This is a genomic window from Agrobacterium salinitolerans, assembly GCF_027498475.1.
In the GTDB taxonomy this organism is placed as follows: domain Bacteria; phylum Pseudomonadota; class Alphaproteobacteria; order Rhizobiales; family Rhizobiaceae; genus Agrobacterium; species Agrobacterium salinitolerans.
Genome location: NZ_JAPZLN010000002.1, coordinates 39,038 through 50,251, shown reverse-complemented (window position 1 = coordinate 50,251; position 11,214 = coordinate 39,038). Strand labels below are relative to the sequence as shown.

At 59.9% G+C, this 11,214-nt stretch carries 14 protein-coding genes; 8 read left to right on the top strand and 6 right to left on the bottom strand.

Features of this window, described 5'->3' with window-relative positions; genetic code table 11:
- The first annotated feature begins 52 nt into the window (after positions 1-52).
- Together O9X91_RS09015 and O9X91_RS09010 are read left to right on the top strand one after the other, a co-directional pair.
- The gene (locus tag O9X91_RS09015) at positions 53-769 is read left to right on the top strand and encodes a YdcF family protein (RefSeq protein ID WP_162520358.1); all 717 of its coding nucleotides are present in this window, start codon (positions 53-55) and stop codon (positions 767-769) included.
- Between the two features lie 115 nt (positions 770-884).
- A complete protein-coding gene (locus O9X91_RS09010) occupies positions 885-1,682 on the top strand; it encodes a lysophospholipid acyltransferase family protein (RefSeq protein ID WP_142912081.1) in 798 nt (265 codons plus the stop codon).
- On the opposite strand, the gene O9X91_RS09005 is transcribed toward O9X91_RS09010, so the two are convergent.
- Positions 1,655-2,206, bottom strand: a complete 552-nt coding sequence (locus tag O9X91_RS09005; protein WP_142912082.1) for a gamma-glutamylcyclotransferase — start codon at positions 2,204-2,206, stop codon at positions 1,655-1,657. The two genes, O9X91_RS09010 and O9X91_RS09005, sit on opposite strands and share 28 nt — an antisense overlap.
- Before the next feature lie 49 nt (positions 2,207-2,255).
- Here O9X91_RS09005 and O9X91_RS09000 point away from each other — a divergent pair, with 49 nt between their 5' ends.
- Positions 2,256-3,257, top strand: coding sequence for a DUF2125 domain-containing protein (locus tag O9X91_RS09000; RefSeq protein ID WP_142912083.1), 1,002 nt, complete (start codon positions 2,256-2,258; stop codon positions 3,255-3,257).
- Positions 3,258-3,370: 113 nt separating this feature from the next.
- On the opposite strand, the gene O9X91_RS08995 is transcribed toward O9X91_RS09000, so the two are convergent.
- The 3 genes from O9X91_RS08995 to O9X91_RS08985 all read right to left on the bottom strand — a co-directional run bounded on the left by O9X91_RS08995 (position 3,371) and on the right by O9X91_RS08985 (position 6,252).
- The gene (locus O9X91_RS08995; RefSeq protein ID WP_142912084.1) at positions 3,371-4,300 is read right to left on the bottom strand and encodes a prephenate/arogenate dehydrogenase family protein; all 930 of its coding nucleotides are present in this window, start codon (positions 4,298-4,300) and stop codon (positions 3,371-3,373) included.
- Positions 4,300-5,406 carry a histidinol-phosphate transaminase gene (gene hisC / locus O9X91_RS08990; protein WP_142912085.1) on the bottom strand — a complete coding sequence of 369 codons (1,107 nt, stop codon included), beginning with the start codon at positions 5,404-5,406 and terminating at the stop codon, positions 4,300-4,302. Before hisC ends, O9X91_RS08995 begins: the two co-directional genes overlap by 1 nt.
- A gap of 84 nt (positions 5,407-5,490) precedes the next feature.
- Entirely contained in the window at positions 5,491-6,252 is a 762-nt protein-coding gene (locus O9X91_RS08985) for a class I SAM-dependent methyltransferase (protein WP_269823433.1), read from the bottom strand.
- Between the two features lie 106 nt (positions 6,253-6,358).
- Here O9X91_RS08985 and gloB point away from each other — a divergent pair, with 106 nt between their 5' ends.
- Both gloB and O9X91_RS08975 read left to right on the top strand, forming a co-directional pair.
- On the top strand, positions 6,359-7,129 hold the full coding sequence (gloB, locus tag O9X91_RS08980; protein WP_269833690.1) for a hydroxyacylglutathione hydrolase: 771 nt from the start codon (positions 6,359-6,361) through the stop codon (positions 7,127-7,129).
- Complete coding sequence (locus O9X91_RS08975; RefSeq protein ID WP_162520351.1) at positions 7,129-7,569, top strand: cupin domain-containing protein; 441 nt, start codon at positions 7,129-7,131, stop codon at positions 7,567-7,569. Before gloB ends, O9X91_RS08975 begins: the two co-directional genes overlap by 1 nt.
- 109 nt (positions 7,570-7,678) lie before the next feature.
- On the opposite strand, the gene O9X91_RS08970 is transcribed toward O9X91_RS08975, so the two are convergent.
- A complete protein-coding gene (locus O9X91_RS08970; RefSeq protein WP_077985228.1) occupies positions 7,679-8,452 on the bottom strand; it encodes a DUF3108 domain-containing protein in 774 nt (257 codons plus the stop codon).
- Between the two features lie 252 nt (positions 8,453-8,704).
- On the opposite strand from O9X91_RS08970, the gene rpmB reads away from it, so the two are divergent.
- From rpmB to O9X91_RS08955, 3 genes are all read left to right on the top strand, one after another.
- Positions 8,705-8,995, top strand: a complete 291-nt coding sequence (gene rpmB / locus O9X91_RS08965; protein ID WP_003509888.1) for a 50S ribosomal protein L28 — start codon at positions 8,705-8,707, stop codon at positions 8,993-8,995.
- Positions 8,996-9,159: 164 nt separating this feature from the next.
- Positions 9,160-9,804, top strand: a complete 645-nt coding sequence (locus O9X91_RS08960) for a queuosine precursor transporter (RefSeq protein ID WP_077985230.1) — start codon at positions 9,160-9,162, stop codon at positions 9,802-9,804.
- Between the two features lie 90 nt (positions 9,805-9,894).
- Positions 9,895-10,233: a pentapeptide repeat-containing protein gene (locus O9X91_RS08955; protein WP_026364030.1), complete on the top strand. Its 339-nt coding sequence runs from the start codon at positions 9,895-9,897 to the stop codon at positions 10,231-10,233.
- A 2-nt stretch (positions 10,234-10,235) separates the two neighbouring features.
- Here the strand turns inward: O9X91_RS08955 and O9X91_RS08950 are convergent, their stop codons facing one another.
- Positions 10,236-11,213, bottom strand: a complete 978-nt coding sequence (locus tag O9X91_RS08950; RefSeq protein ID WP_269823430.1) for an esterase-like activity of phytase family protein — start codon at positions 11,211-11,213, stop codon at positions 10,236-10,238.
- Position 11,214 lies beyond the last annotated feature (1 nt).

Sequence of the window (11,214 nt, the reverse complement as noted above, 5' to 3'; positions counted from 1 at the left end):
CCTGTTCCTTGCCTTAATCGGCGAGTATTCAGGAGGAATGTTTGTGAGTCGGATGGACCAGGATCAGACGACGGCGCGGCCGGCCAGAAAAGGCCTGTTGTCGCGACGCGGTCCTTTGCGCCGTTTTATTCGCGTCCTCATCCTGCTTTGCGTCATTGCGCTCGGCGCATTTTCCGGCGGTTTCCTGTGGTTTGCCGATTCCGTCGCCTCCATGCGTCCGCCGGAGGGGGCGAGAGGCGATGCCATCATCGTTCTTACCGGCGGTTATCAGCGCATCGAACAGGCCGTTGGCCTGCTCAGAGACGGCGTGGGCAAGCGGCTTCTGATTTCCGGCGTCAACCCGGCCACCACTCGCTCGCAAATCCGCAAGATGACGCAAGGGTCATCCGACATGTTTTCCTGCTGCGTGGACATGGGCTACAAGGCGATCGATACGATCGGCAACGCCAGTGAGGCCGCAAGCTGGATACGCGACCACAATTATTCCTCCATCGTCGTCGTCACGAATAATTACCACATGCATCGCAGCCTGCATGAATTGCGCAGCGCCAGCCCGCAGACGCAATTCATCGCCTATCCCGTCATCAGCGCCGATCTTGTCCGCACCAACTGGTTCGTGGAGCCGGATGTGGTGAGAACCATGCTTTACGAATATCTGAAGTTCGTGGCGGCGGCGGGACGCGACCTCACCGGTTTCGGCAAGGGCGACGGTCTGCGCAAGGCCGCCGCCGATTATTCCCGGATAAAGACGACAAGCGCTTCGTCCTGACCGGCGAGAACGTGCTTGCTGCGGCCCCTTGTTTTCGTGTAGGCGTCTGGCATCGGCATCCGGTATCGAGGCATATGCACGGCTTCGGGACGGCTGCGCTCCGGGAAGGCTGTTGATGCTCAAGCTGCGCTCTTTTCTTTTCAATACGCTGTTTTATCTCAACCTGATTGTCCGCATGATCGTGCTGACGCCGATCTATTTCATCCTGCCGCGCAAGATCGCCTACGAAATTCCCAAGAATTGGGCGCGATCCAACCACTGGCTGATGAAAACCATCGTCGGCACCACCTTCGAGATCGAAGGGCTGGAAAACATTCCCGAAACCGGCTGCATCTTCGCGCCCAAGCACCAGTCCTTCTGGGATACCTACGCGCTGCTGCCCAATCTTCCCGATCCGGTCTATATTCTGAAGCGCGAGCTTTTGTGGATTCCGCTGTTCGGCTGGTACGCCATGAAACAGCGCATGATCCCGGTCAACCGCGCCGCCCGCGGCAAAGTGATGCTGAAGGTGATGGAGCGGGCGAAAGAGGAAATGGCCGCCGGCCGCGAACTCATCATCTATCCCGAAGGCACACGCCGCCCGCCGGGTGCGGAGCCTGAATATCGTTATGGCATCGCAAGGCTTTACCGGGACCTTCAGGTGCCGGTCATTCCCGTCGCCATGCATCCAGGCCTGTTCTGGCCGCGCCGGTCCACCATGCGTTATCCCGGCCATTTCAAGGTGCGTATCCTGCCGGCCATCGAGCCGGGGCTGGACCCCGACGTGTTCTTCAAGCGCCTGATCGATGTGACGGAAAAGGCGAGCGACGAGCTGCTGCTGGAAACCGTGCGCAACAACCCGCATTTGCCGCTGCCGCCGACCGCCGTGAAGCGGATCGCCGAACTTCAGGGCAAGGAAACCGGCGCCGGCTGAGCAACGAGCGTGCCGACATTTTTGGCGATGCTCTCCAGCAGGGAATCGCGAATGCCCATCTCCTGCAGATGCTGCACGGTGTTGAAGACATAATCCGTATTCGGCCCGGACCGGCCCGATGCGGCTGCAACGATGGTCGCCGACTCGGCAACGCCGAGACCGCCGATATATTGCTTATGCGCGGGATCGGCCACATAGGTTACGGCGCTGCTGCGCCTGCCATCGGAAAGCGCGATGGAAACCAGCCGCTCCTTATAGACATTCGTCACCAGTTCGCGCTCGCGCAAATAGACCATGACCGGCTCCCGGTCCTCTCCACGCACGCGGAAAGCGACGCCAAGGCAGGAACCGCCGCGCTCCAGACCGAGAACGAGACCGGGCTTTTCTTCGGTGCCCCTATAAAAATTGGAACTGATGCAGAGTGAGCGCCGATACCCGTGAAGCCGCGCCTGCTGCCGCTCTTCAAAGGCGAAGCCGGGGTTCCACATCAACGAACCGTAGCCAAAGACCCAAAAATCGTCCATATCGCAAGCCAAATCAAAATTGTCTGAAGTCTGTTCATCGGAGATCAATATGGCAGCGTCAAGCCAATCCGGCACCGCCAAAAAATTCCTCTGGCTCGCCATCGCCATCCTCGTGGTCATCGGACTTTATACCGCCGGGTGGTTTTATGCCGCCGATAGGCTGAAACAGACGGTTCTGAACGTCATTGCCCCCTCGCAGGCCCGCAACGTCAGCGGTGAATGCGGCGACATCGCCTTCAAGGGTTATCCCTTCCGCATCGGTCTCTTCTGCTCCAGGGTGACGGTGGATGACAAGGAGAACGGCGTTTCGGCTTCCTTCGGCGAACTTCGCTCGGCGGCGCAGGTCTATAATCCCGGCCACATCGTCTGGGAACTCGATTCGCCGGCGGAAATCCGTTCCGCCCATGGCCTGACGATCTCAGCCGCCTGGCAGAACATGCAGTCCAGCATCGTTACCAAGCTGAAGGGCATCGACCGCAGCTCGCTCATCATCGACGGGCTGAAAGCGCAGGCGGTTTCTTCCGTGACCGGCCAGACAATCGATTTCGATGCCGTCAAGACCGAAATGCATCTGCGCCAGAACGGCGCCGATCTCGATGGCGCGATCACGCTCACCGATTCGGCAACTGTCATCAAGGATTGGCCGCAGGTTCTTCCGCGCCTCAACGCCATTGCCGATGTCACCCTTGCCGGCAAGGCGGGCATGGTGGACGGCAGCGACAGATCGGGCCTTTATGGCGCGAGCGGCGAGCTTCGCCGGCTGGTGGCCGATATTGGCGAGGGCCGCACCATGCGCATCAGCGGCCCCTTCTCCTTCGACAATGAGGGCTATCTTTCGGGCAAGTTCAAGCTGGAGATCGAAAAGCTCGGCGCATGGTCGGACAATGCCAAGCAGGTTTTCCCGCAGTTGCAATCCACCATCGATACGGCCCGCAAACTGCTCGGCGCGCTCGCCGGCGGCGGTGACCGGGCATCCGTCGATCTCGTGGTAGATCGTGGCCGCGCCACGGTCAGCGGCTTTATTCCGCTTGGGAAAATCCCGCCGATTTGAGCAGTTGATTTATACCCTCTGTCATCCTCGGGCTTGACCCGAGGATCCATGCTGCGTCGAATCGTGGATCCTCGGGTCAAGCCCGAGGATGACAGAGGGAGACTAAATGCGCCCTACTTCTTCTGATCCAGCGCGTGACGCCCAAAGTCCGGCGCGTCAACATCCTGACCGGCCTGGACGATCGAGCGTCGGATAGCGCGGGTGCGGGAAAACAGTTCGAACAGCTTGTCGCCTTCTCCCCAGCGGATCGCCCTTTGCAGCGAAGCGAGGTCTTCGGAAAACCGCGCCAGCATCTCAAGGATTGCATCCTTGTTATGCAGGCAGACATCCCGCCACATGGTGGGATCGGAGGCGGCAAGACGGGTGAAATCGCGGAAACCGGAGGCGGAATATTTGATGACTTCCGATTCGGTCACCGTCTCCAGATCGTCCGCCGTGCCGACGATATTGTAAGCGATGATGTGCGGCAGATGCGACACAATCGCCAGAACCTTGTCGTGGTGTTCGGCATCCATTTCATCCACGCGCGACCCGAGCGCTCGCCAGAAATCCTTCAGCCTTTCGAGCGCCGCGGCATCCGTGCCCGGCAGCGGCGTGAAGATGCACCAGCGCTCGCGGAAGAGACCGGCAAAACCGGCATCCGGGCCGGATTTTTCCGTACCCGCCAGCGGATGGCCGGGAATGAAATGCACGTTGTCAGGAATATGCGGTGCCATCTGCGCGATAACAGAAGCCTTGGTGGAGCCGACATCGGTGACGATGGCGCCCGGCTTCAGATGCGGCGCGATCTGCTGCGCCACACTTTCCGAAGCACCGACCGGCACCGAGACGATGACGAGATCGGCATCCTTGACCGCCTCCGCCGCCGAAACGGTGTAATCCGTACCAAGCGCCAGTTCCTCCGCCCGTGTCAGCGTATCTTTACTGCGGGTGGAAATGGTCACATGGCGGGCAAGCCCCAATTCCCTGACATCGCGGGCAATCGACGAGCCGATCAGGCCGATGCCGATCAGCGCGATGCGTTCGAACATGATCTCAGCCATCACGCCTGCCCCATGAACTCGGTGAGGGCCGCGATGACGCCGAGATTGGCCTCTTCAGAACCGATGGTCATTCTCAGCGCATTCGGGAAACCATACCCCCGCACCGCACGCAGAATATAACCGCGGCGGCTCAGGAACTCGTCCGCATCCGCCGCGCGCTTGCCGTCCTGATCCGGGAAATGGATGAGGATGAAGTTGGTGACCGAAGGCGTGACGGTAAGGCCAAGGCCGGTAAAGGCCGTGACCAGCTTCTCCATCCACAGCGCGTTATGCGCCACGGCCTTCTCTACGAAGGCCTGATCGCGGATGGCCGCAGCGCCCGCCGCGATAGCCGGCGCGCTCATATTGAACGGCCCGCGCACGCGGTTCAGCGCGTCGATAATATCGACAGGGGCATACATCCAGCCGACGCGCAGGGCGGCGAGACCATAGACCTTCGAGAAGGTGCGGGTCATCACCACGTTGCGGTTGCCGGAGACCAGTTCAAGCCCGGCCTCGTAATCATTCTTGCGCACGTATTCGGCATAAGCCGCATCCAGCACCAGCACGACATGTTTCGGCAGGCCTGCCTGCAGGCGGCGGATTTCCGCAACGGGAACATAGGTGCCGGTGGGATTGCCCGGATTGGCGAGAAAAACCATCTTGGTCTTCGGCGTCACAGCGGCGAGGATCGCATCCACATCAACAGCGCAATCCTTTTCCTTCACCGTCACCGGGGTCGCCCCCGCGCCCATGATCTGGATCTTGTAGACGAGGAAACCGTGTTCGGTGATGATCGCTTCATCGCCCGCACCCAGATAAACGTGGCAAAGCAGGCCGAGAAGCTCGTCTGAACCATTGCCGCACAGGATGTTTGCAATGTTGAGGCCATGCACGTCGGCAATCGCCTGACGCAACGCAATCGCCTGACCGTCCGGATAGATTTCCAGATGGCTGGCGGCAGCGCTGAAAGCCTCGATCGCCTTCGGGCTCGGCCCAAGCGGCGTTTCATTGGAGGAGAGCTTATAAACCTTCGCGACGCCGTCCACATGTTCCTTGCCCGGAACATAAGCGGCGATATCCAGAATACCCGGACGCGGAACAGGTTGGCTAAGCTCTGCACTCATTTGATCGACCTTTGGAAAAACGCCGGAGAACCCGGCAAAAGCAATGCCGGAGGCATTAGACCGGAATGGGCACTTTGTCGAGGGTCAGCGCGGCTTTCTCTGGCTTGCCGCGGCGCGGGTGGTGGGCACGCCCTGTGGGGCCAGCACGGGCACGAAAACCCGGCGCGAGGCGCGCTGGGTGACTGGCAGCCCTTGATAGAGACGCTTTTGCGCTTCCACCACGATGACACCGGAAAACAGCGGCCACAGCCTGCGGCCCGTATGTTCGAGATAACGGCGGAATTTCAGTATTGGCCGGCTTGTGGTGGGCGGAAAGAACAGCGCCTCGGCGGAGGCGCCCGGCGTGAAATTGGTTTCGCGCAAAAGCGCCGTCAGCTGTCCACGTGAATAGGGTCTTCCAGAACCGAAAGGTGTATGTTCCATGCGCGCCCAGACGCCGCGCCGGTTCGGCACCACGATGACGAGGCGGCCGCCGGGCGCCAGCACCCGCCACAGTTCCTTTAGGCTTTCGCGCGGATTTTCGGCAAATTCCAGCGCATGCACCATCAAGACCCGGTCTATCGACGAATCAGGCAGCGGCAGTTCCTCGTCGAAGACCAGCGCCGTGGAAGACAGCTCGCCCGCCGGCCAGTTCACAGCCCCTTGCCCCGCCGGCATGAAGGCGAAGGTGCGCTCCGTATCGCGACGGAACCGCTCCAGAAACGGCACGGCGTAACCAAGGCCGACCAGCCGCTCTTCCGGCAAAGGCGGCCACAGCGTCGAAAGCGCCATGGTGATCGCCTGCTCGGCCGCGCGGCCAAGCGGAGAATGATAGAATTCGCGCAGATCGACGATATCGGTATTCATGGGCGAGAATGTAGCATCAGGCGGTTGGACTTCAAGGCGTCTGCCCTTACATAGGAAAGCAGGCGGGCGAATGCGCCGGTTTTGGCCGGCAAATGGAGAGGATAAGATGAAACCTTTGGAAATAGACGTCTTTATTTGCCGCAGCGACAATTTCGGGGTGCTCCTGCACGATCCTGAAAGCGGCGCGACGGCCACCATAGACGCCCCGGAAGAAGGGCCTATCCTGCGGGCGCTCGACGGCCACGGTTGGAAACTCACCCATATCTTGACCACTCATCACCATCAGGACCATGTGGAAGCCAATCTGGCTCTGAAAGACAGGTTCCGCTGCGAAATTCACGGCCCCTATGACGAAGCGGTTGCGATTCCGGGCCTCGACCGTTCGCAGGCCGATGGCGACGAATTCGAATTCGCCGGCCGCCGCGTTCAGGTTATCGCCACGCCCGGACATACGGCAGGCCATATCTGTTATTATCTGCCCGATGACGGGCTGCTGTTTGCCGCCGATACGCTGTTTGCCATGGGTTGCGGCCGCCTGTTCGAACGTCCGGCGGCGGATATGTGGCATTCCTTCCAGAAGCTCATGGCACTGCCGGATGAGACCAAAGTTTATTTCGGCCATGAATATACACTGACGAACGCCCGTTTCGCCCTCACCGTCGACCCGGAAAATGCTGTACTGAGCGAGCGCGCGGCCCACATCGAAAAGGCGCGACAGGCGAATGAATTCACCATTCCCACCACCATCGGGCTCGAAAAACAGACCAACCCCTATATGCGGGTGGCCGATGCCGGCATTCGCAAATATCTCGGCCTTGAAAGCGCCACCGATGCCGATGTTTTCGCGGAAATCCGCACACGCAAGGACAATTTCTGATGGGAACGGAGATATCGGCGCAGGCGATCATTCGCGAACTGGGGCTGGAGCCGCATCCCGAGGGCGGTTTTTACCACCAGACGTTCCGCGACAAGGCAGGCGGTGAGCGCGGTCATTCGACGGCAATCTATTATCTCCTGGAAAAGGGCGACCGCTCGCACTGGCACCGGGTCACCGATGCGGTTGAGGTCTGGCACTATTATGCCGGCGCGCCGATTGCGCTGCATCTTTCGCAGGACGGTCGGGAAGTGCGGACCTTCACGCTCGGCCCCGCCGTTCTTGAAGGCGAGCGCCCGCAGGTCATCGTTCCCGCCAATTGCTGGCAATCGGCCGAAAGCCGCGGTGACTTCACGCTCGTCGGCTGCACCGTCTCGCCGGGCTTTGCCTTTTCGAGCTTCGTTATGGCCGAGCCGGGCTGGTCGCCAGGTGATGCGGCGTAACCCTGAGAGCAATTAGAGGCCCGGTCGTGCTCCGCTTGTTTCTTCTCCCCGCCGGGGAGAGGAAATACGCGGCGACGCCTACTTTCAATTGCCCTGCCACCAATCTTGGTCAGCCGCCGTATTTCGTAGCGGTGATATAGACCTGCCCCACCCGGGTCGGAATGATGGCGTAGACAGGCGCATAGACATCCATGTTGTTCGACTTGGCGAACCAGATCTCCATGGAGATGGATTTCAGATATTCGATATCCTTGCGCCCCTGCCTGTAACCCGACTTCGGCACATACCGCGCCTTGCAAACGATGGCGTCGCCGTTAAAACCGTTGGTCTTGAACGGCCTGGTGCCGCTGGAGCTCAAAACCAGATCGAGCCGCGATTCGCCGTCATAGATCGGCAGGCGAGTCGGGCAGATGCGGCCGCCGGCTGGAATGATGAGGCCGGAAATCGGATCGAGAACCGAGCGCAGGTCGCGGTCTTTCACGTCAACCCAGTTGTCCGGCCGGGCTTTCGGCTCGGGTTTCACCGTCGTCGATGTGACGTTGCCGTTGCGATAGACAACGTCATAGGTGCGTACCCGCTTGCCGTCCTTGTAGACCAGCGAATATTCGTTGGCCTGCAGCCGGTGGCCGCGCTTGGCGCCGGAAACGGTCGTCTTGCCGGAAATATCCTTGAGGATGCTGGCGAGGCCGGCGGCGCTGAAGGAACCGGAGATCGAATAATTCGGCCCATCCATGCGAGTCGAGAAACTCGCCCTGGCAATCGGCAAAATGCCGAGATTGATGCTGTATTCGCTTGTGTGGCGCGCTTCGGCGGCGAGCGAGGGGGAGACGCCCGTCAACGCTATTGTCGCGGCCACGAAAATGCTTTTTCCTCTGGCAATCATTTCGATATCACCTTAAAAGAGGCGCGGAAGCGGCCTTATCGGGCGATCATATACGCTGACTTGTGGCAATAAAAAAGCGGATGCCGGTTGAAAACGCCGGAATTTCCTTTCATTTGATCGCGAGCGGCTTGACTGTTAGGTCCCGTCTGACTATAGAACCGCAACTTTCCAATCATGGCCAGTTGGATTGCCACCCCGGTTTTGCCGGTGGCGAGCCAGTGGTGAAACAGACGAAACGAAATAGGTGTACCCATGTCCCGTGTATGCGAATTGACCGGCAAGGGCGTCCAGACGGGCAACAACGTCAGCCACGCCAACAACAAGACCAAGCGCCGGTTCCTTCCGAATCTCTGCCAGGTCACGTTGATCTCCGATGCTCTCGGCCAGCGTTTCCGCCTGCGTGTTTCCGCAGCCGCTCTGCGCTCCGTTGAACACCGTGGTGGCCTCGATGCCTTCCTTCTGAAGTCCGGCGAAAACGAACTGAGCATGCGCGCTCGTCTCCTGCGCCGCCAGATCGCCAAGAAGACGGCTGAAGCTGCTTAATAGCGGCTTCGACATCATTTGATATTCAGAAGGCTTGGATGGCTTTTGCCGCTCAAGCCTTTTGTTTGTTCCAGATTTTCGTTGCATCGGGTTTTGCGAAAACCGTTTGAGACGTTTTCTTCCGATGCTTGGCTCCAACTGGTGGCATCACCCAGGATAAAAAAATGCCCTATCTGCGTTTTACGCTTATCTATGTTCTGCTGATGACTTTGGTGGTCGTCGCGTCCAATATTCTGGTGCAATACCCGCTTTCCGGCTCGTTGTTCGGCGTCAATCTCGGCGACCTTTTGACCTGGGGTGCCTTCACCTATCCGATCGCCTTCCTCGTCACGGACCTCACCAACCGCCAGTTCGGCCCGTCCATAGCGCGTCGCGTCGTGCTTGCTGGCTTCGTCGTCGGTGTCACGCTGTCCTTCTGGACATCCATTCCGCGCATCGCTGTTGCGTCCGGCACCGCCTATCTGATCGGCCAGTTGCTGGATATTTCCGTGTTCAACCGCCTGCGCCGCCAGCGCTGGTGGCATGCGCCACTCGCGGGCTCGATGCTGGGATCGGTGCTGGACACGGCCCTGTTCTTCTCCATCGCCTTTGCCGCGAGCTTCTCCTTTGTCGGCCCCAACGACGCCTTCGCCACCGAAAGCGCGCCGCTGCTCGGCGTTTTCGCTCTGGAGGCCCCTCGGTGGATTTCCTGGGCGCTGGGCGATCTGTCGGTCAAGGTTCTCGTCGGCCTCGTCATGCTCCTGCCCTACGGCGCGCTGATGAACACGCTGAAGCCGATGCCGGACACCGTCAAAACGGGCCGCGTTTGAGGCCGGGCAAGCGCGGATCAAATCGCGCTTGCAAGCCAGCCGTCAGCATTGCAGTCTGTCGTCCGTGGCACAGCGCGGAGGCAGGTCGACATGCAGATCAAGGACGTTATAGACATCGTGGAGGCTGCCAGCGCCACGCTTTCAGGCTCAACCTTCAACGACGTCAATCTATCCGGCACGGTCTTCGACAACGTCAATCTTTCCGGGGCGAGCTTCAACAATATCAATTTGTCAGGTGCGTCGTTCACGGATAACAACATGTCCGGCTGGTCGATCGATGACGTCAATTTTTCCGGTCTGAAACTGAGCAACTCAAACCTGTCGGGTGCGCAGATAACGTCATGCCGAATGACCGGCATGAAGATCGACGGCATTCCCGTCGAGGACCTGATGGCAGCCTACAAGGCGGCACAGCAGCAGCAGGCCTGATTTCACTCCACCAGCTTGAATTCCAGCATCAGGTTGCGCTGGAGGAACGAGTGATTGTCATCGGAAACGATGATGAGGCGCGTCGAGCCGTCCGGCCCCTTCACCACATCCATGCCTTCCATATTGTCGATCTGGTAGGCCATGCCGGCTTCCATGAGGATTTCGCCATCCACCACAGCACCCGGCCGGATATCAGCACCACGGATGCGACGGATGCGCATACCCACGCCTTCAGCGAAATTGAAGCGGCGCTCGAGAAGCAGCAGGTCGCCATTGGGAAGGAACGCACCGTCCGTCACGTCGAATGACGGATGATGCGTGACGGCGAATGTGCCCTTCAGCGGGCCTTCCAATATGGCGGCGAGAAGATTGCCGTCCGTATCGATACTTTTTTCAGCCACGACGACCAGAGCGCCGGCGAGCGGCGAATCGGCCGGCGATACCGCGAGAGCCTCCAGGCCGCCATTATGACGCAACTCGTTGCTGGGGATGAGATATGGCAGACGTTCGAGCGGCTTTGCGGTGGCGAAGCCCGGATCGGGATAGATATCGATCCTGTGTCGCTGCTCGTAACTGACGAACACCTTGCCGTCGCGCAGCGCCAGCCCTTCCGCATCCATCTCCATCTTGCGCGGCGGTTCGCGCCCGCTCATGTCCAGCATGGGGGTGATGCGCGCATCGGCAATTCCGGACAAAGCACCGCGAGCGTCACGCAAGACCCTGCCCGTCAGCCAATGGCCGGTATCCAGCACCGCAACAAAGTCCTCCCCATTGGGGCGGAAACGGATGGACGATATCGCCCCGAACAGCTTTTCCGGCGCGCTCATCACCATGCCGCCGACAAATTCCAGCTTGCCGAAACGTTTTTCGCTGGTGCCGACCTCGAAAGAGGAGAGCAGACGCGCGCTCACCGGCACATCGATGGTGGAAGCGCCGATGGAAACCGGGAACAGCCATGCGGCCGCGAGAATGGCGGCCATC